This window comes from Slackia piriformis YIT 12062 (genome assembly GCF_000296445.1).
Lineage (GTDB): Bacteria > Actinomycetota > Coriobacteriia > Coriobacteriales > Eggerthellaceae > Slackia > Slackia piriformis.
In genome coordinates, this window is record NZ_JH815198.1 from 362344 (window position 1) to 381272 (window position 18929).

The 18929-nt window shown below is 58.7% G+C and carries 15 protein-coding genes and 1 riboswitch; of the genes, 7 read left to right on the plus strand and 8 right to left on the minus strand.

Going from position 1 to position 18929, the window contains the following annotated elements:
* Nucleotides 1-31: 31 nt before the first annotated feature.
* The 3 genes from HMPREF9451_RS01600 to HMPREF9451_RS01615 form a co-directional block, all read right to left on the minus strand.
* Nucleotides 32-1570: a Na+/H+ antiporter NhaC family protein gene (locus tag HMPREF9451_RS01600; RefSeq protein ID WP_009138553.1), complete on the minus strand. Its 1539-nt coding sequence runs from the start codon at nt 1568-1570 to the stop codon at nt 32-34.
* 80 nt (nt 1571-1650) lie between these two features.
* Nucleotides 1651-1817, minus strand: a riboswitch (Lysine riboswitch).
* A gap of 781 nt (nt 1818-2598) precedes the next feature.
* Nucleotides 2599-3264: a class I SAM-dependent methyltransferase gene (locus tag HMPREF9451_RS01610; RefSeq protein ID WP_009138554.1), complete on the minus strand. Its 666-nt coding sequence runs from the start codon at nt 3262-3264 to the stop codon at nt 2599-2601.
* A 98-nt stretch (nt 3265-3362) separates the two neighbouring features.
* Complete coding sequence (locus HMPREF9451_RS01615; protein ID WP_009138555.1) at nt 3363-3746, minus strand: YbaN family protein; 384 nt, start codon at nt 3744-3746, stop codon at nt 3363-3365.
* 124 nt (nt 3747-3870) lie between these two features.
* On the opposite strand from HMPREF9451_RS01615, the gene HMPREF9451_RS01620 reads away from it, so the two are divergent.
* Complete coding sequence (locus tag HMPREF9451_RS01620) at nt 3871-7410, plus strand: ABC transporter ATP-binding protein/permease (RefSeq protein ID WP_009138556.1); 3540 nt, start codon at nt 3871-3873, stop codon at nt 7408-7410.
* On the opposite strand, the gene HMPREF9451_RS01625 is transcribed toward HMPREF9451_RS01620, so the two are convergent.
* On the minus strand, nt 7407-9089 hold the full coding sequence (locus HMPREF9451_RS01625) for a SulP family inorganic anion transporter (RefSeq protein WP_009138557.1): 1683 nt from the start codon (nt 9087-9089) through the stop codon (nt 7407-7409). The two genes, HMPREF9451_RS01620 and HMPREF9451_RS01625, sit on opposite strands and share 4 nt — an antisense overlap.
* 353 nt (nt 9090-9442) lie before the next feature.
* On the opposite strand from HMPREF9451_RS01625, the gene modD reads away from it, so the two are divergent.
* Nucleotides 9443-10342 (plus strand): ModD protein, encoded by a 900-nt coding sequence (modD, locus tag HMPREF9451_RS01635; protein ID WP_009138558.1) that lies wholly within the window; start codon nt 9443-9445, stop codon nt 10340-10342.
* A gap of 170 nt (nt 10343-10512) precedes the next feature.
* Entirely contained in the window at nt 10513-11448 is a 936-nt protein-coding gene (locus tag HMPREF9451_RS01640; RefSeq protein ID WP_009138559.1) for a DegV family protein, read from the plus strand.
* A 76-nt stretch (nt 11449-11524) separates the two neighbouring features.
* On the opposite strand, the gene cysK is transcribed toward HMPREF9451_RS01640, so the two are convergent.
* Nucleotides 11525-12442, minus strand: a complete 918-nt coding sequence (cysK, locus tag HMPREF9451_RS01645; protein ID WP_009138560.1) for a cysteine synthase A — start codon at nt 12440-12442, stop codon at nt 11525-11527.
* Nucleotides 12443-12595: 153 nt separating this feature from the next.
* Nucleotides 12596-13012 carry an RrF2 family transcriptional regulator gene (locus HMPREF9451_RS01650; RefSeq protein ID WP_009138561.1) on the minus strand — a complete coding sequence of 139 codons (417 nt, stop codon included), beginning with the start codon at nt 13010-13012 and terminating at the stop codon, nt 12596-12598.
* Nucleotides 13013-13243: 231 nt separating this feature from the next.
* Here HMPREF9451_RS01650 and nifS point away from each other — a divergent pair, with 231 nt between their 5' ends.
* The 3 genes from nifS to HMPREF9451_RS01665 all read left to right on the plus strand — a co-directional run bounded on the left by nifS (nt 13244) and on the right by HMPREF9451_RS01665 (nt 15770).
* Complete coding sequence (nifS, locus tag HMPREF9451_RS01655; protein WP_148508454.1) at nt 13244-14476, plus strand: cysteine desulfurase NifS; 1233 nt, start codon at nt 13244-13246, stop codon at nt 14474-14476.
* A gap of 54 nt (nt 14477-14530) precedes the next feature.
* A complete protein-coding gene (gene nifU / locus HMPREF9451_RS01660) occupies nt 14531-14977 on the plus strand; it encodes a Fe-S cluster assembly scaffold protein NifU (RefSeq protein ID WP_009138563.1) in 447 nt (148 codons plus the stop codon).
* A 148-nt stretch (nt 14978-15125) separates the two neighbouring features.
* Nucleotides 15126-15770 (plus strand): cyclase family protein, encoded by a 645-nt coding sequence (locus HMPREF9451_RS01665; protein WP_009138564.1) that lies wholly within the window; start codon nt 15126-15128, stop codon nt 15768-15770.
* A 320-nt stretch (nt 15771-16090) separates the two neighbouring features.
* On the opposite strand, the gene HMPREF9451_RS01670 is transcribed toward HMPREF9451_RS01665, so the two are convergent.
* Together HMPREF9451_RS01670 and HMPREF9451_RS01675 are read right to left on the minus strand one after the other, a co-directional pair.
* Nucleotides 16091-17218, minus strand: coding sequence for a DUF1648 domain-containing protein (locus tag HMPREF9451_RS01670; RefSeq protein WP_009138565.1), 1128 nt, complete (start codon nt 17216-17218; stop codon nt 16091-16093).
* The gene (locus HMPREF9451_RS01675; protein WP_009138566.1) at nt 17215-17739 is read right to left on the minus strand and encodes a GntR family transcriptional regulator; all 525 of its coding nucleotides are present in this window, start codon (nt 17737-17739) and stop codon (nt 17215-17217) included. Before HMPREF9451_RS01675 ends, HMPREF9451_RS01670 begins: the two co-directional genes overlap by 4 nt.
* A gap of 317 nt (nt 17740-18056) precedes the next feature.
* Here HMPREF9451_RS01675 and modA point away from each other — a divergent pair, with 317 nt between their 5' ends.
* Nucleotides 18057-18893: a molybdate ABC transporter substrate-binding protein gene (gene modA / locus HMPREF9451_RS01680; RefSeq protein ID WP_009138567.1), complete on the plus strand. Its 837-nt coding sequence runs from the start codon at nt 18057-18059 to the stop codon at nt 18891-18893.
* The last annotated feature ends 36 nt before the right edge of the window (nt 18894-18929 follow it).

Genomic DNA, 18929 nt, shown 5'->3' on the forward strand with positions numbered 1-18929 from the left:
TCGGTCGATTCAGTGGTGGATAGGCTATGTTCTAGGCTTCGGCCGCTTCTTTGTTGAAAGGCTCGAGGTCTTTGACGCTTTTTCCGATTTTCTTCTTCAAAACGATCAGCACGCCTATGGTGAGCGCGGCGCCAAGCGGTAGGCAGATGAAGGCGTTCTGCACGAAGCCTGCAATGACGAACATCACGAAAGAGACGCAAGCCATAGTGATGACGTAGGGCAGCTGCGTGGAGACGTGCTCGACATGGAGCATGTTCGCGCCAGCGGACGACATGACCGTGGTGTCGGAAATGGGCGAGCAGTGGTCGCCTGCGACAGCGCCTGCCAAGCATGCGGAGATGCCGATGATCAGCAGGGTGGGGTCGTTGGCGAAAATCGGCATCACGATGGGAATCAGGATGCCGAAGGTACCCCAGCTGGTACCCGTGGAAAAGCCCAGGAAGACGGCAACTAGGAAGATGACGGCGGGCAGTAGGTTGAACAGCCCCGGAGCGGCTCCTTCGACCAAGCCGGCGACGAACACGTCGGCGCCCAGAAGCGACGTCATGTTTTTCAGGGTGACGGCGAAGGTGAGCACCAAAATGGCGGGAACCATGGCGTTGAAGCCTGCAACGAACGCCTCGGAAGCGGTCTTCAGGTTGAGCACGCGACGGGCGATCAGGTACAGGAAGGTGAAGGTGACGGCAATCAGGGAACCCCACGGAAGAGCCGCGAAGGCGTCGGTGTTGCCGAAGGCCTCGATGACGTTGCCGTTGGCGTCGCCGCCGAAGAAGCCGCCCACGTAAAGCATAGCGCCGATGCAGCAGACGATCAGCACAAGGATGGGAAGCAGCATATCCCACAAGCTTGCCTTCGGATTGCCGACGGGTTTTTCTTCCTCGAGGGAGCCGAGCCTACCGTCGCGATAGGCTTCGAGTTCAGCTTTCGCCATCGGGCCATAGTCGAAGTTCAGGAAGATGAGGCCGATCACGAAGACGATCATGAGCAGCGAATAGAAGTTAAACGGAATGGCCTGGATGAACAGCTCGATGCCGTTGACGCCAAGGTCTTGCGCAACGCCGGAAACGGCGGCAGCCCAGGAAGAGACCGGTGCAATCATGCAGATGGGTGCAGCGGTTGCGTCAATAATGAAAGCGAGCTTTGCGCGGGAGACGTTCTTGCTGTCGGTAAGCGGGCGCATGACGGAGCCTACGGTCAGGCAGTTGAAGTAGTCGTCCACGAAGATGAGGCAGCCCAGGATGAAGGCGGAAATCTGCACGCCGACGCGAGATTTCACATGGGTGCCTGCCCAGCGGCCGAACGCCGCGGCGCCGCCGGCTGTGTTGACCAAGGCGACGAGCATGCCAAGCACGACAAGGAAGATGAAGATGCCGGCGTTATCGGCGACGGCGGGCACGAGTCCCTCGCCGACAATGGTATCGAGCGTGGTCACGGGATTGAATCCTGCGACGAGCAGGGCGCCCATGACGATGCCGACGAACAAAGATACGTACACTTCTTTGGTGACGAGCGCCAAGACGATGGCGATGATTGCCGGAGCGAGAGCCCAGGCTGAGTTGACGAATTCCACGTCCGTTCCTTTCTGCATCAAGCTTGGGACATGGTTGGGCGTCAAAAAAAGCAAGCCTTTTTAGGCGTGCGTTGGCTCTCGACCATGGCAGCTCTCCGCGTTGTGCGACAGTGCGCAGCGTGTTTCGCTGCGCCCCAGGATCGACCGGTGAGGCTTCGGCCGTCCTTCGGCGCCGTTCCCTTTCGCCTTGCGCTTGCCTCAGCATGGATGCAAGGTTACTGATGAAAGGCGCACCTCTACCTGGTCGCGTATAATATCAGATTTTTCGTGCAGTTGCTCAAAAACGCGCGAGCGGTCGCTTTGGGCGCGCCTAGCGACCCCGGAGAGCTCCAGACTCCCGGCGATTCCGGCGACTTCTGGAAGCTCCGGGTCCTGGCGGCCCCGGCGACCGTGCGCCGTCGAGCTCTGACAATCCCCGGGTACCGAGCCTTGCGCGCATCCAATCCATGCTATTTCGTGCGTTTTTGACACGGCAAATGCACGTAACGACGAAATAGTATGGGTCAAGCTCGAAGCGAGGAGCGTTCGTTGCAGTAGCAAGCCTGTGACCAGGGGTTTCTTAGACTCGCCAGCACTGTCTTTCTGAGTGCTCGGCGAAATCCATACTATTTCGTAGAAAGTGGCAAACGGGCTGTCAAAAACTGCTTAAATAGCATGGATGGGGCGTATCGATAGTGTGTGCGAGCGAGATAACGGCGTGGTACACGTGTGGGGCACGTGTCGATTGCATGCATGGGCGTCGATGGTGTGGATGGACGTGTCGATAGCGTGCATGGACACGTTGATGGCGTGTGCGGGCGCGATAGCGCGGCGCGCATGGGCGGCGGGCGCGCCGATAGCACGTGCGGGCATGTGGGTGTATTGGCGGCATGGATAGGCGTGCTGCCAACGCGCATGGGCGTGCGCGCCTTTGTTGACGAGCGTTTTTTCGCGCATGGCGCACCGCTGCTGCGCCGAGGATTCTCGCTTCTTTCGAGGGCTTGCGTTGCGGGGCGATTTCTATCGGGGCAAGGCGATGCTCGGTTCGGTTACGCTTCGGGGTCGAACCGCCAGATGGAGAAATGCTGCGGGCAGTCATAGACGTGAAACGAACGCCCCGTGGCGGTTCGGTACGACTGAAATTCGCCCTGGCGAAGGAGACTCCAGCCGCTTCTTCCAATATAGGAATAGGTCTCTCCGTTGTCGGACATGTGGACAAGCGTGAGCGACCGGCGTGCTTCCGCCTCGATTTTCATGATGAACTGCATGAGCACGTTGGTGTCGAAGGGGTTGAAAAGATACACGTGCGTGAAGGCGGCAAGCGGCATTTCGAGCGCATTGCCGCAAAGCACGTCGACGTTTTCGAAGCGTCGGGTCCAGGCGCGAGCGTATTCGGCGATATCGGGGTCGAGCTCTATGCCCGTGGCTTTCCCGGGAAGGCCTGATTGAACGAAGAACGACAGGACGCGCCCCGTGCCGCATCCGACGTCGAGAAGGTGCGAATCGTCGAAGAATTCCAGGTCGGAAAAGAGGCTCTCCAAGATGAAATACGGAGTTGGGGTGGGGTCGTGGGCGCCTTGCCTTGAAAAGCGCGTCGTTCCGGGCTCGGCGAGCGAGCGGCCGCACAGGGCGATGTCTCGCTGCTTGTCCGCGGCGAAAAGCTGGTCTTTGTTGGAGATGTCGAGGCGTTTTGAAGAGGTGGTTCGATTATGCATGGCTGGCGTTTGCGACCCTCTTTCCCGTTCGGTCTTTGTTGCGGCCACCAGTGTAGCCGTCCGGCCTTCAAAAGTCATGGCAAGGGGGCTGTTCGGGGCTAGCGGTTTGCTGCCAGCGTTTTGATGCGCACGGTGAAGTACCAGATATGGAACGCCCAGACGGCGGCGAGGACGAGTTGGGCGGCAAGAAGGCCTTGCATCATGAAGCAGCCTGTTCCCATGAACAGGGTGAGGCTTGTCATAACCGCGAGTTTGTTTCTAAGCGTGAGGGCTTTTGTTCTGACGAACGGCTCGAGGTGCTTGCGATGCAGACTTGTTTTCTGGAACCAGCGATGCAAGCGGTTGGAGCCGCGTGCAAAGCAGAAGAGCGTTGCGAGGTAAAGGGGAACGGTAGGAAGCACCGGCAGGACAAGACCTATCGTGCTCAGCGAGAGGCGGGCGCATCCGAGGGTGATCAAGCCGCAGCTTTTCGCTCGTTTCATTCGATTCCTTTCGAATAGACGACAAGTTCTGGTTTGTTTTCTTAAAAGTTAGCCCATGGTAATAATATGTTACACTAAGCTAACTTTGATGCCGTTATTCGTCAATACCGTTTTAAGGAGATCGATGTTCGACAAACGACTGCTTGCGCTCGTGGATGGATCGGGGCGCATGATTGCCGCTATCGTCGGCTTGAAATGGCTTGCCCTCGTGGCCAATATCGTGGTTTTCGTATCCCTTGGATTGTTTATCCAGCAAGCTTTGGCGGAAGCCTACGTTATCCCCTCGGCCGCCCCCGATGTTCTGGCTGGGCTTGGGCTGTCCGGTCAAACCCTTCTTTTCCTGTGCGTCGCGAGCATCGTCGTTCGCGTCGCGACCTCCATCGCTGCACAGCGTGTGGGCGCCGAGGTTTCCGGCAGGGCGAAAAAGCTCATCCGCGGCAAGGTGTACGACAAGCTCGTCAAAATGGGGCCCTCGTACACGGAGCACGTCGCGAGCAGCCAGGTCGTGCAGATAGGCGTCGAAGGGGTCGAACAGCTCGAGGTGTATTTCGGCTCGTACCTCCCGCAGTTTTTCTATGCGCTTCTTGCGCCTCTTACGCTGTTTGTCTTTCTCGCGCCTTTTTCTTTTTCTGCCGCGCTTGCGCTGCTCGTGTGCGTGCCTCTTATTCCCGTCTCTATAGTGATGTTTCAGAAAATGGCGAAACGGGTCATGCGAAGCTACTGGGGGAGTTATCTTGATCTGGGCGGAAGCTTCCTCGAGAATATCCAGGGCCTTACCACGCTCAAAATCTATCAGGCTGACGAAGCTCGTCATGAGCTGATGAACGAACAGGCCGAGGGCTTTCGCCGCGCAACGATGCGCGTGCTTCGCCTGCAGTTGAACTCCATCACGATCATGGACGTGCTGGCATACGGCGGCGCGGCGGTGGGCATATGCCTGGCGTTGCACCAGTTCCTCCATGGTAATTTGAGTTTTGCCGCCGCGTTCTCCATCGTATTCCTTTCTGCCGAGTTCTTCCTGCCCATGCGCGCCCTCGGGTCTCTTTTCCACACAGCCATGAACGGCATGGCGGCGGCGGACAGGATGTTCGATCTGCTGGGAATCGAAGAGCCCGAAGAAGGAGGCGTAAGCCTTGCAGGGCGTACGCCCCAAATCCGCTGCGAAAAGCTCTCGTATTCCTACGACGGTACGCGCAAGATTCTCGACAGCGTGGATTTTCGCGTCAAGGCGGGGCAGCTTGTCGCCGTTGTGGGAGAAAGCGGATCGGGCAAATCCACGCTTGCGGGCGTGCTCGCCGGCCGCAACGCCCGTTTCGAAGGAGACGTTCAGGTGTGCGACGTGCCGCTTCAAAAGGCCGATCGCGCTTCCTTGGCGCAAACGCTCACTTCGGTCGAGTTCGATGGCGTGCTGTTCAAAGGCACGCTTCGGGATAACCTGCTCATGGGCAATCCGCACGCTTCCGACGAAGAGGCCAGGCGGGTTCTTGTTGAGGTGGGCGCTTGGGATTTCGTGCAGGCGAAAGGCGGCCTCGACATGCACGTGGCCGAGGGCGCGTCTAATCTTTCGGGCGGCCAGCGCCAGCGCATCTGCCTGGCGCGCGCCTTGCTCCACGATGCGGAAATCTACGTGTTCGACGAAGTGACTTCGAGCATTGACGCGCAAAGCGAGGCCGCCATTCTTCGGGTAATTTATGACCTGGCCGAGCGCGGGAAGACGGTCGTGATGATCTCCCACCGTTTGAGCAGCGTGGAACGGGCCGATGCGATTTATGTGATGCAGGACGGCCGCGTTGTGCAGCATGGCCCTCATATGCAGCTCATGGAAGAGGGCGGCGTGTATCGCCGTATGGTTGAGCAGCAGCGCGAGCTCGAGCGCTTTGCTCAGGACAAGGGCGTTGGTGACGTGCCCTTTTGCGACGATGCGCCCGTGCACCGCGAGTTGGACTGTGAAGCGCCCGTGCACCGTGAGCCGAATCTCGAAGCGTGTGCTTCCTGTTCTTCGGCGGCGAAGGAGAACGCCCGCGGCATGTCGGCTTTGGGCGTCGTTTCTCGCATAATCGGGCTTATCGCGCCTCTTGCTCCGTTCATGGCTTTGGCGGTGCTGCTTGGCGTGGCGGGGTTCGTTGCCTCGATGCTCGGCACGGTCATAGGCGCATGGGGCATGGGCCTTGCGTTCGCCGGGGTCGATACGGTCTTTCCTGCGCTTGCGGCAGGCATAGCCGTCGCATCGCTTTTGCGCGGCCCGCTTCATTACGGCGAGCAGATCTGCAACCACTACATCGCCTTCAAGCTGTTGGCGCTTATTCGCGACAAGGTGTTCGCGGCGCTTCGCCGCCTTGCCCCGGCGAAACTCGAAGGACGAGACAAGGGCGATCTGATGTCGCTCGTCACTGCGGATATCGAGCTGCTTGAGGTGTTCTACGCACATACCGTCTCTCCCGTTCTGATAGCAGCGGTGATGGCCGCAGGGATGGCGGTTGCGCTTGGACTCCAGTCGCTGTGGCTCGCCGTGCTCGCGGTGGCGCTTTATGCGGCAATAGCTCTGGTCGTTCCTTTTGCGGGGTCTCGCCTGTGTTCGAGGCTGGGCCGCGAGCAACGCGATTCCGTCGGATCTATGAACGCCTTCATGCTTGAAAGCCTGCGAGGGATTAACGAGACGATCCAATACGGATGCCAGGCGTCGCGCGCCGAAATGCTGGATGCGCGCATGGACGCATTGCGTGCGATCAGCGTGAAGCTGCGCATGAGGAGCGCCGTGAGCGATGCGATGACCGACGTGCTGGTTATCGGGGGGGATGTGGCATGCGCCCTGGTCGGATGTGCCCTTCTTGCCGCAGGCGCGATCGATGCGCCGCAGTTCATGATTGCCCAGGCGCTTCTGATGTCGGGGTTTGGGCCGTTCATCGCCGTTTCGAGGCTAGGAACCACGCTGCAGCAGACGCTGGCGTCGGGCGAGCGTGTGATAGGGCTTGTCGACGAGGCCCCTCAGACCGAGGAAGTGCGCGACGGCGTTGTGCTGAATGGCTTCCATGGCGCCCAGACGAACAATGTTACGTTCGGGTATGGCGAAAAGCCGGTGTTCGAGAACGTGACGATGCGCGTGGCGCCGGGCAGCATCGTTCAGATTCGCGGCCGAAGCGGCACGGGCAAGTCGACGCTGTGCAAATTGCTGATGAGATTTTGGGATCCGAAGCAGGGCTTCGTGGCGATAAACGGGCAGGACGTAAAGCGGGTGAACACGAGCTCGCTGCGCGCCACGCAGTCCTATATGACGCAAGATACGCATTTGTTCGCAGGAACGCTTCGCGATAACATCGCCCTGGTCAAGCCGGGTGCGACGGATGAGGAGATTCTCGAAGCGTGCCGCAAGGCCGACATCGACGAGCTTATAGCGCGCCTTCCGGACGGGCTCGATACGCAAGCGGGGGAGCTAGGGTCTGCGCTTTCGAGCGGCGAGCGCCAGCGCATCGGCTTGGCGCGCGTCTTTTTGCACGATGCGCCTTTCGTGCTGCTGGACGAACCGACGTCGAATCTCGACAGCCTGAGCGAAGCCCGGGTGCTCAACGCCCTTCATTGCCATCGTGAAGGCAAGATCATGGTGCTCGTGAGCCACCGCGCCTCCACGTCGTCTTTGGCAGACGAATGCTACATGCTCGAGCGCTAGGACTTCGCCTGCTTTTCCTTGTCGAGGAGCTCGCGGGCGAAAGCGATGGCGTCATCGATGTTGGCGCGGAAGTGGTTTTCGCCCACCAGGTCCACGAAGCCGGCGCGGCGCATAGTTTTCATGGGCTGCTCGTTGGCGTGGGAAAAGATCAGGCTCACGCCGTTTTCGTGGCAATAGCCGTAGAGGTTCTCAAGCGCGTTCATGCCCGACGAATCAAGCGAAGGCACGCCGCGCATGCGGATGATCAGGTACTTCGTGAACTCCTTGACCGAAATATCGGCGATCTGGTCGGTCATGCCGAAGAACATCGGGCCGTTGATCTCGTACACGCGCACGCTCTTGGGCAGCTCGCGCAGGTGTGTGACCTCGGAGTTTTCGTCGCAATAATACTTCCAGCCTCTGACCTCGGTCTCTTCGCTCACCATCTTCATGAACAGAACCACGGTGATCAGCATTCCTACGGCGATGGCGGCCACCAAGTCCACAATCACGGTCAAGGCGAAAGTGACCAGCAGCGTGGCGACTGCGCCGTGCGATGCCGTCTTGCACAGATGGACGAAGTTGCGCCAGCCGGACATGTTGTAGGCAACATGCAGCAGGATGGCGGCGATGGTGGGCATGGGAATGTAGGCGGCGTATGGCATGAGGAACGCGAGCACCGCCAGGAGCACCAGCGCATGCGTCATGCCGGCGATGGGCGTGCGCCCGCCGTTTTTCACGTTGGCGGCGGTACGCGCGATGGCGCCGGTGGCGGGAATGCCTCCGAACAGGGCCGATGCGATATTGCCTGCGCCCTGGGCCACGAGCTCCATGTTGCAGCGGTGGTGGGAGCTGATCATAGAATCCGCCACGACGCAGGAGAGCAAGGACTCGATTGCCGCCAGGATGGCAATGGTGATGCCGTTGGCCAGCTGTTCACGGAACAGATCTACGCTGAGCACGGGGATGTGGAATTCAGGGACGCCGGCGTTGACGGCGTAGAGGTCGCCGATGGTGTTGACGTTCATGTCGAGGCCGTTGACCAGGGCGATTCCCGCCACAAGGGCGACAAGCGAGCTGGGGATGCGCTCGTTGATGTGCGGCCAGCCGAACAGGATGACCAGGCATACGACGCCTACGACGAGTGCTTCGACGTTGAAGGTTCCTGCGTTTGCAGCGATCGCCGAAAGCTTGTCAGCGGTGTCCACCGTGGGGGTTCCTTCGGGAAACGAAAGCCCCAGCAGGTCTTTAAGCTGGCCTATGAGCAGCGTCACGGCAATACCGGCGGTGAATCCGGTGGTGATGGTGTAGGGGATGAAGCGGATGATGGCGCCCAGCTTGAACAGGCCCATGAGCACGAGCAGCACGCCGGCGATGATGGTGGCGGCCACAAGCCCTTCGAGCCCGTCGGTTGCCACGATGCCGGCCACGATGGCGGCGAAGGCGGCAGTGGGGCCCGATACGTTCACACGGCTTCCGCCGAACAGTGCAATGACGAAGCCGGCCACGATGGCGGTGTAGAGACCCTGCTCGGGCCCGACGCCCGAAGCGATACCCAACGCGATGGAAAGCGGCAGTGCCACGATGGCGACCATGATGCCCGACACGATGTCTTTGGGAATCTGACGTTTCAGCTCGTCTTTGGGCGTGTGCTTGATGACGCTGAACAGAATCGGCTTGATTTTGTCGCGTTGCTGCATGGGACTCCTTTGCCGTGTGGTTCAAAACGCGATGGCGAAGCCTTTTCGCGGCATCGGCGAAAACGGCAAAGCCCTTCCGGCACGCATGCGGGAAGGCGTTCATGTGTTCGGTTGTTGCGATTGCGAGACGATATTCGATAGATTTCGAGACGCGGAAGTGCAACATTGTACGCCTGTGCAGTGATAGAGCCTTTTGGAAAGTAGGTATTCACGACAAAGACACGCACGACCCGGGAGAACTCGGGCAGAGCGCTTGGCGCTCGTCGTCTCTCGTGCGCAATGCTGCGCTGCGACTCGAAAGAACGTACAATGGTTCGACATGAGGCGGAAAGAGCGAAGAAAGGCGGACGGCCATGGTTACCTTGTCCGACGAACGAATCGACCGAATCATCGCCGAGGACGTTCCGTACCTCGATTTGACGAGCCATGTGCTTGGGATAGGGGACGAGTTCGGAGAGATGGAATATTTCACGCGTGAGACGTGCGTGCTTGCGGGCGTCGAGGTCGCTGAGCGCATTGCGGCCAAGCTCGGATGCGAAGTGGCGAAAGAGGCGTGCTCGGGAGATCGCCTCGAGGCGGGGCAGTCTTTCATGACGGTGCGCGGATCCGCCGCCCAGCTGCATCAGGCTTGGAAGGTGTGCCTGAACGTATTCGACCATCTTTCGGCCGTGGCCACGAAGACGCGAGCCATGGTGGACGCAGTGCATGGGGTCAACCCCGCGTGCGAAGTGCTGACCACGCGCAAAAGCATGCCGGGCGTGAAAGATCTGCTCATCGAGGCGGTTGTTGCCGGCGGGGCGTATCCGCACAGACTCGGCCTTTCCGAGACCGTGCTGGTGTTCGACCATCACCTCACGTTTTTCGGCGGGTTCGACGCCTTCGTCGAGCAGTTGCCGTCCATCCGTCCGCGTTGCGTAGAGAAAAAGCTTTTCGTGGAAGTTGACGCCCAGCGTGCGATAGCGCTTGCGCGCGTGAACGCCGAAAGCGCCCGAGCCTGCGCGAAATCGGAAGGCGCTATTCCGTGGACTGGCGTGGATGGGGTCCAAGTAGACAAGCTTTCCGTCCAAGAGCTTTCCGAATTAGTGAAAGAGCTGCGTTCGATCGATCCTCGCCTGACCATTATCGGGGCAGGGGGAATCAATCCCGGTAACGCCGCCGACTATGCCGCAACGGGCGTAGACGGCCTTGCCACCACGGCGCCGTATACCGCAAAGCCCATCGATATGAGCGTGCGTATGCGCATGGCGGAATAGGACGCATGCGCACGCTTGGTGTCGGGGACAAAACAAATGCTGCGACACCGTTCACAAATCGGCCCAAGTCGATACACTGTGGTTTGCGAGAATACACAGAACGGGAAGACTGTTCTCCATATTCCGTCGTTTTGTAAAAACCTGCGATTTTTCAGAGAGGTGCAAGCCGCATGATCCGCGTGATAACCGACTCCACTTCGTCGATTCCCCGTTCTTTGAGGGAGGAGCACGGCATCGAGCTTTTCAGCCTTTTCGTCAACCATGACGGAAAAGAGTACAAGGAAAGCAGCATGGACCTCGACGAATTCTATGCGGACATTTACGAAATGGCGGATAACATTCCCACCTCAAGCCAGCCTGCTTTGTCGGAAATCGAACGCGTCTTCGAGGACGCGGCCAAAGCGGGGGACGACGTTTTGGGCGTGTTTCTGAGCAGCAAGATGTCGGGCACGTTCGAAAGCGTCGTACGCGCCGCGAAAGGCGCTGTGGAGAGACATGCGTCATTCCGCTTTGCCGTCGTAGACAGCCTTACCAACTGCATGGAGCTGGGGTGGCCGGTTGTCTCTGCGGCCAAGGCGGCGGCATCGGGCATGGGCCTGCACGAATGCGCCCAGCATGTGTGCGAGCGCGTGCGGAGCACCCGTTTCATTTTCGCCCCCGAGTCGCTTCGTTTCCTTGAAAAGGGCGGCCGAATCGGCAGAGCGTCGGCGCTGCTTGGAAACGCTTTGCGCATCTCGCCCATTCTTACCGTGAAAGATGGCGTGGCGTCGACGTACGCGAAGGTTCGTACGCAGAAAAAGGCCATGGATAAGATGGTGGGAATCCTCAGGCAGGATATGGAGGAACATGGCCTGAGGAATATTGCCGTGCACTATATCGGGTCGAAACAGCCCGCTGAGGAATGGGCGCGCGACGTAATCCGCCCGCTCATCGGCCGAGATGTGGCCGTGGTTCCTGCGAGCCCAGTTATCGGCGTGCATGTGGGTCCTGCCGTGGGCATTGCATACGAGTGCGACAAGCCCATGGCTGACAAGTTCACATCCGTATTTCCCGAAGTCGTTTCGTCGGATGCGGGAATCGAGCGTTTGGGCGCGGCTGCGCTGTAGCGTTCGCGTCGCTTCAAGGCAAGGCCCGTCGTCGATGCGGTAATCGGCGGCGGGCCTTGCTGCGTTTGCGCAGGGTTTATTGTTGGTCGAACAGCGGAGTGGAAAGATAGCGCTCACCGGTGTCGGGCAAAACCACGACTATGTTCTTTCCTTCGAACTCGGGGCGCGAGGCAAGCTCGGATGCGGCCTTGAGCGCCGCGCCCGAGGAGATGCCGACGAGCAGGCCGAGCGCGCTGACCTTCCTGCTGTAGGCGAAGGCGTCGTCGTTTTCGACGGCGATCACTTCATCGAACAGCTCGGTATCAAGCGTGTCGGGGACGAATCCGGCGCCGATGCCCTGGATCTTGTGGGGGCCGGATTCTCCGCGGGAGAGAACGGGAGAGGCGGCGGGCTCGACGGCGACGATGCGAACGTCGGGATTCTGTTTTCTCAGGAACCTTCCCGTGCCCGAAAGCGTGCCGCCCGTTCCTACGCCGGCGACCAGAGCGTCTACCTTGCCCTCGGTGTCGCGCCAGATTTCGGGGCCGGTGGTGCGCTCGTGAACGGCGGGGTTGGCGGGGTTTGTGAACTGGGAGGGAATGAAAGACCCCGGAGTTTCTTCGGCAATCTGATGCGCTTTCGCGATGGCTCCCTTCATGCCGTCTGCGCCAGGTGTCAACACGATTGTGGCGCCGTAGGCCTGCGCGAGCTTGCGTCGTTCGATGGACATGGTTTCGGGCATGGTGAGGATCATGCGGTATCCGCGTGCGGCGGCGAAGGCGGCAAGCGCGATGCCGGTGTTGCCGCTGGTGGGCTCGACGATGGTTGCTCCTGGTCTGACCAGGCATTTTTCTTCGGCATCGTTGAGCATGGCGACGGCGATACGGTCTTTTACCGACCCGATGGGGTTGAAGTATTCCACCTTCGCAAGGATGCGGCCCTTGGTGCCGAATGCGTTCGTGACGTCGAGAAGAGGGGTGTTTCCGACAAGCTGGTCGATGCTGGAATAAATCATGGGAATGCCTTCCTGGGTTCGTATGCGAAATCCGATGCACGACGTGCGTCCGCAGCGTGCTGTGCGTGCGGCCGCAGCGCGATGCGCCGTCTTGCGGCATCGTCTTGTGGCGAGCAATGCGCTATTGCGCGCCGCCGTTGCGTACGGGAGCCGTTAGTCGACGCTTGGTTCAAGGTCCAGCGCGTCTTCGAGGGTGATGCCGCGCAGGTAGGATGTCACGGCGTGTTCCAGGCCCTTCCAAACGCGCTGGGTGCTACATCGCATGCTCAAGGGGCAGTCGAACGATCCTTCGAGGCAATCGAGCAGATACAGATCTCCCTCGGTTGCCTGGACGATTTCGTCTAAGGTTATCTCACGGGCGGGGCGGGCGATTGCATAGCCGCCCGTCGCTCCGCGGGTGACGGTGATAAGCCCTGCCTCCGACAGAGGGGCGACAACCTGCTCCAGGTACTTCTTCGAGATGAGCTGACGCTCGGCGATTTTTTTCATGGGTATGCGGCCTTCGGATTCGTGTTCGGCCAAATCGATCATGAAGCGAAGCGCGTAGCGTGTTTTCGTTGCGATCCTCATGTTCTTCCTGTTTCTGTGCGTAGCGTTTCATCTGCATCCATGCTTGCGGGAGAGGTGTTTTCGCACGAATCGCTTTTGCGCTGTCGCGATTGTCTTTCCGCCTGCATGCAGGGTGCAAATGTTGCCGCCCTGTTGCGTTCTTTTAAAAAGTCTAGCGATGTACTTGACATTGAACAAGACGAACTTAGGATAAAGCCTATTAAATTACTAGGATTTAATCTGGAGGTAACAATGCAGGGTGTATATCTCGACAACGCGGCGACGACGCGCGTTCGTCCGGAAGTCTTCGAAGCCATGAAGCCGTATTTTTGCGAGCAGTATGGCAACCCTTCTTCGATTTACGATTTGGGGCAGGATGCCGCCGATGTGGTCTCCGAGGCCAGAGAAATCATCGCCGACACGATCGGAGCGAAAGACGCAGAAATCTATTTCACGGCGTCAGGCTCCGAGGCCGACAACTGGGCCGTGAAGGGCGCGGCTCGAGCGGCGGCTGGCAAGGGCAGGCATATTATCACGAGCGCTATCGAGCATCATGCCGTGCTTCATACATGCCAGGCTCTTGAGAAAGAGGGCTTTGAGGTCACCTATCTTCCCGTCGATGAATTCGGCCTGGTCGATCCCGTCGCGTTTGAAAAGGCCATTCGTCCCGATACCGTTCTTGCCTCCATCATGTACGCCAACAACGAAATCGGCACCATCCAACCCATTGCCGAGCTTGCCCGCATCGCCCGCGAGCATGGCGTACTGTTCCATACCGACGCTGTGCAGGCGTATTGCCACGAAGACATTCGCGTGAAGGATTTGGGCGTCGACCTTATGAGCGCAAGCGCCCATAAGCTGTACGGGCCGAAAGGCGTCGGGTTTTTGTACGTTCGCAAAGGGGTGAAGATCGAGAACCTGATTGATGGCGGACAGCAGGAGCGCGGCAAGCGCGCGGCGACGGAGAACGTGCCGGGAATCGTTGGCTTCGGCAAGGCGGCTCAGCTTGCGTGGGAGGAGCGTGCGTCTGAACACGAGCGTCAGGAGGCGCTGCGCGACCGTGCGATCGAAAGGATTCTCAACGAGATTCCCCATGTGCGCCTCAACGGCAGCGCCGAGCGCAGGCTTGCGAACAATATCAATGTGAGCTTCGAATTCATCGAGGGCGAAGGAATCATTCTCCAGATGGCCATGCGCGGGGTATGCGTGTCTTCGGGCTCTGCATGCACGAGTGGCTCTCTCGATCCGAGCCACGTTCTTTTGGCGATCGGGCTTCCACATGAGATTGCGCACGGGTCGGTAAGGATGACGCTCGGCAGGGAAACGACCTCCGAGCAGCTTGACGATGCGGTGGACAAGCTGGCGAAGACGGTCGAGACCCTGCGCTCCATGAGCCCGCTGTACGCCGATTACGAACGCGGCGAGATCGGATCCATAATCGATCGCGACGAAGACGCCGTAATTGGCAGGGCGGGCGCAGCATAGGGTCTGCGCGTATCGAGTTTCGTTTCATACAGGATTTCGACAGGAGAAAATACCATGGCAATGAATTATTCCGACAAGGTGATCGACCATTCCCTGAACCCGCGCAATGTGGGCGAGATTGAAGATGCTAGCGGCTGCGGAACGGTGGGCAATGCCGTATGCGGCGACATCATGCGCGTGTATCTGGACATCGACGAAAACCAGGTGATCCGCGATGCGAAGTTCAAGACGTTCGGCTGCGGCGCTGCAATTGCGACAAGCTCCATGGCGACCATGCTGGTCAAGGGCAAGAACATCCAGGACGCTCTGGCCGTTACCAACAAAGCCGTGGCCGAAGCGCTCGACGGCCTTCCTCCAGTGAAGATGCACTGCTCGCTTCTTGCCGAAGAAGCCATTTATGCGGCGCTTTGGGATTATGCCGAGAAGAATGGCATCGCGATCGAGGGGCTCGAGCCTCCCGTGCACGATGTGTCCGAGCTGGAGGGAGAGCATCACGCGTAAAGGGCGAGCATTCCGATTGAAACGTCGTGCTGCGCAGGCCAAGGGGTTGAGCAAGGCGCGACGGTTGCAAGACGAGGCATATATCCATGTCTTGTGTGCGTGGTATAGTCGGTGCAGCAGTTACGAACGCTCGAAAGGGGGATTCGTCATGAGGGTCGTCGATCTTACTCACGTGATTAAAGAGGATATGCCCGTATATCCGGGAACGGAAACGCCGAAGTTTCTGCCAGGGAGCACCTATGACGCGGACGGCTTCAAAGAAACGTGTCTGCAGATGTTCACTCATACGGGAACGCATATGGACCCGCCGGCGCACCTGTTCGCCAACGGCATGACGCTCGATGAATTTCCCGCGAGCCAGTTCATAGGCAAGGCGGTGGTTGTTGATTGCCGCGGTCTGGGCGAAGGCGAGTTTATCACTATGGAGCACGTGCGTGCGTGCGGAGACGCGGCCGAAGAGGCCGATTTCCTTCTGTTCAATACGGGCTGGGATCAATACTGGGGAAGCCTCGAGTACTTCGGCGAATACCCCTGTATAGACGACGAAGTGCTCGACTTCATTCTTGCGGGCGACTACAAAGGCATCGGCTTCGACGTCATTGGACTCGACCCTATAGCCGACGAAAATCTCACCAGGCATAAGAGGCTTTTTGCACATCGTGCAATCGTGAATATAGAGAACCTGACGAATCTTGATGCGTGCGGCAGGGGGTTGTTTGATTTCAGCTGCTTCCCCCTGCCGCTGAAAGACGGAGATGGCTCTCCTGTAAGGGCCGTCGCGTGGTTTTGCTAATCGGTGGCGTATGGGCTTATCGCGTCCTGAAACTCAAGTTATCCGCGGTTTGTATCAATGGCGGCTTGCTACTCGCGCTCGTTCCCTTCCCCTTGCCGACGATAATCAACATTTGAGCATTATATGTAGATTATCGTCAAGCTGAAGAGGATAGGGTGGTTTTTCCGATGATACAAACCGCCCGAAACTTGAGAAAAAGAAGGCGAAAAACAACTTGAGGGAAAAGAAGAGGCTCTCGTTGTCGAATTGCCTGGTGGATTTTGCCGCACGTCGGATACATCGCACGCCGTTCGTCGTCAGGCGCCGTGTCAAATGCGGGTTTATTCCACGAGCGTGAAAACGGCCACGAGGAAGGCTGCGGTAATCGCCGCGAATCCAATCACGACGGCCCATGCGGCAGGTCGGGAGAAATTTATCGTCCAGCCGACGCCGAAGCGCTTGGGCAGAAAGACGCTGGCGTCTTCCTTGTTGAAGTAAAAGATGCCGAGCTTCCAATGTTCGTCGTCATCCGTCAGAAGCTCATCGCTGGCTTGCATTCTCTTGAAGACGCGTGATCCCGCCTGTCCGTAAATCACCGACAGCGCGATGCTTCCAATGACGATGGGGATGCACAGGATAATGATGAGGGCGGCTGCTTGGCCAAGTTTCATGAATCCTGCTGAAGAAAGCAGGAACACAACGCCTATGCCAGCGCTAATGAGAATGCCGGCCACCAGCAAAAATGCGCTTTCTGCCCGGGCGAAAAGTCCATAGGCGAGCGCCGACGTGGCGGGTGCGTTCGGGTCTGCATGTCGCTTCGAACGCAGAATCATCCAGTGGGAAAGCATCATGCAGGCGGCCAAGAAGGCTTCAATTAGTACGGGAAACCCGATGGCGCTGCCGATGGTCTTAGGAACGTACTCGTTCACGTTTCCTGCGAAATCGGCGTGCATGGGAAGCATGTCGGGCATGGAAGGGTAGAGCGCAAGCCCGAGGGCTATTGTTGCCAAGATGACGGGAATGTAGAGAAGATTCCAGGTCAGAGGTAGAGCTTTCGGCAGGTCTTGCTCGGCGGCGAGGGCGGTTGCGTGCTGGTGCTGTGCCTGCCAGCCTTCGGTGCGCTTAAGCTCGGCCACCTTCTTGCGATTGCGCAGCATCAGGGCAAACGATGCAATAAGGGGAACGAAAAGGGCAGCGCAAAGAAGCGTTATGCCCGCTGCGTCCCGTCCTGAGACAAGAAGCGCACCGGCCGCTAAGGAGGCGACGGTTGCGATTGCCGTGAGGACGCTCATGACCAGGGTATATTGCTTCTTGAGGGCAACAAGGCGCGGATTGCTCTGAGCGGAAGCGGGTACGGTTACCGCGAAGCATTCGTTGCGGCGCATGAGGTAGGGCGTAAAGGCAAACAGGAGCCCCGTGGCAAGCGTTGTGGCGCTTAGCATGCCTATGGTTGCGATGGCTATCGTCATGAGTGGGCTCCTTTCGCGGCGGGTGTTGCATTCAGCGTGCCGGGTTTGCCGGCGGGCTTTTTCGTGAGCGGGCGGTCTTTTTCGTCAAGGCCGAGCACGCGTACGTCGCGCTTTGCTCCATCTGGGCTCTGTCCTGCGAATACGCGTTTCGCCTGAGCCTGCGCCGCCTCGAGAAATGTTTGCTCGGTACCTCCTTGGGCACGATGCTCCAAAGCGAGCTGCCGGAGGCTTTCCTCGAGCTTCTCCGCATTTGCCGCAATGCGTTCGGGTGTTGCGGCATGTCGGAAATCGGCAATGACCGCTCCAGAACGGCCGCGCATGACGAGGTAGCCTTCGTCTCGCAAGACGGCGTAGGCTTTGTTCACGGTGTGCAGGTTGACCCCTAAGTCGCTTGCGAGGGTGCGCACGCTGGGCAGTCTGTCGGCGGGAAGCAGTTCGCCGTGTGCGATGGATGCGACGATCTGGTCTCGAATTTGCTGATAGACGGGGTCCGGCGACGCTTGGTCTATGCGGATGATCATGCTACCTCCTGTTCTATGTCTAATATAACAATTGCATAATACCATATTTGTTATAGAACACATAGAACAAAGTTGTATGTGACGCAAGCGGTGGACGGGAGCAGCTGCCAGCAAATCGGGAACCGCAGCCTGCGAGATGGAGGCAGAGGATCGCAGGCTGTGGACGAGGGGCCCTGGAGTTTGATTCGGCAACGTAACCGCTTCTATTATTGCCAAGCAAGGATAATTACCTGTATTATCCTCATTACAGGATAAATGAGGACGGAACGTCGGATGGGGTTTCGATAATCGTCCGCTTGCGCAAAAGGGGGTTTGCGATGATTGGGAGAGATTGGATGACGAGGCGCGGTTTTGCAATCGCCTGCGCGTTTGCACTGTGCGCGGCGCTTACGGGCGGCATACTGGCGGGTTGTTCGGGCGGTGCGTCTGAGGAAACGCAAGAAGCTGCTCAGCCGCAGGCTGAGACGAAAGCGCTCGAAGGCCACGAGCTCAATATATATTGCGGCGCTGGTATGACCGATCCGTTCCAAAAAATTGCCGATGCCTTCGAGGCGGAGACGGGCTGCGCTATGAACGTGACCTTCGCCAATGCGGCGCAGATCCAGACGCAGATAACCACTACCGAGCAGGGCGATTTCTTCGTCGCTGGTTCTGCCGAGGAGCTCAATCCGGTAGCCGACTACGTGGCGTCGAGCGTCGACTTGGTGAAGCATATTCCCGTGCTTGCCGTGCCTGCGGACAATCCGAAGGGGATTACGGGGCTGGCCGACCTCGCCAATGCAGAAAAGGTCCTGGTGGGAGATCCCGAATCTACGCCCATCGGCAAAATTGCCAAGAAGGCCCTGACCGAGAACGGTCTGTGGGAAACCATGATGGCAAACGACGTGCTCACCACCACGACCACCGCGCCTCAAATTGCAACCGCCCTTGCCAACGGCGAAGGCGATGCGGGCATCGTGTGGAAAGAAAACGTCAAAGACGAAGGAGCTGTGGTTGTGGACACCTCCGATCTGGACGGCTTCATTAAGACCGTTCCCGCCGCGCAGCTGACTTGCGCTGCCGATGCCGACGCGGTTGCTGCGTTCAATGAGTTCTTGCAGACTGACGCCGCCTGGGACATCTGGGCTGAATTCGGGTACGAAAAGGTCGAGTAATCTTGCGCTCGCAAGGAAAAGACCCGTTTAAGCACC

Excerpts from the sequence above, each read along its gene's own strand:
- HMPREF9451_RS01675 (WP_009138566.1), bottom strand. The coding sequence starts at position 17,739 with ATGATCATCCGCATAGACCAAGCGTCGCCGGACCCCGTCTATCAGCAA.
- nifS (WP_148508454.1), top strand. The coding sequence starts at position 13,244 with ATGCAGGGTGTATATCTCGACAACGCGGCGACGACGCGCGTTCGTCCG.
- HMPREF9451_RS01670 (WP_009138565.1), bottom strand. The coding sequence starts at position 17,218 with ATGACGATAGCCATCGCAACCATAGGCATGCTAAGCGCCACAACGCTT.
- HMPREF9451_RS01650 (WP_009138561.1), bottom strand. The coding sequence starts at position 13,012 with ATGAGGATCGCAACGAAAACACGCTACGCGCTTCGCTTCATGATCGAT.
- HMPREF9451_RS01640 (WP_009138559.1), top strand. The coding sequence starts at position 10,513 with ATGATCCGCGTGATAACCGACTCCACTTCGTCGATTCCCCGTTCTTTG.
- HMPREF9451_RS01625 (WP_009138557.1), bottom strand. The coding sequence starts at position 9,089 with ATGCAGCAACGCGACAAAATCAAGCCGATTCTGTTCAGCGTCATCAAG.
- HMPREF9451_RS01665 (WP_009138564.1), top strand. The coding sequence starts at position 15,126 with ATGAGGGTCGTCGATCTTACTCACGTGATTAAAGAGGATATGCCCGTA.
- cysK (WP_009138560.1), bottom strand. The coding sequence starts at position 12,442 with ATGATTTATTCCAGCATCGACCAGCTTGTCGGAAACACCCCTCTTCTC.
- HMPREF9451_RS01610 (WP_009138554.1), bottom strand. The coding sequence starts at position 3,264 with ATGCATAATCGAACCACCTCTTCAAAACGCCTCGACATCTCCAACAAA.
- modA (WP_009138567.1), top strand. The coding sequence starts at position 18,057 with ATGATTGGGAGAGATTGGATGACGAGGCGCGGTTTTGCAATCGCCTGC.
- HMPREF9451_RS01615 (WP_009138555.1), bottom strand. The coding sequence starts at position 3,746 with ATGAAACGAGCGAAAAGCTGCGGCTTGATCACCCTCGGATGCGCCCGC.
- nifU (WP_009138563.1), top strand. The coding sequence starts at position 14,531 with ATGGCAATGAATTATTCCGACAAGGTGATCGACCATTCCCTGAACCCG.
- HMPREF9451_RS01620 (WP_009138556.1), top strand. The coding sequence starts at position 3,871 with ATGTTCGACAAACGACTGCTTGCGCTCGTGGATGGATCGGGGCGCATG.
- modD (WP_009138558.1), top strand. The coding sequence starts at position 9,443 with ATGGTTACCTTGTCCGACGAACGAATCGACCGAATCATCGCCGAGGAC.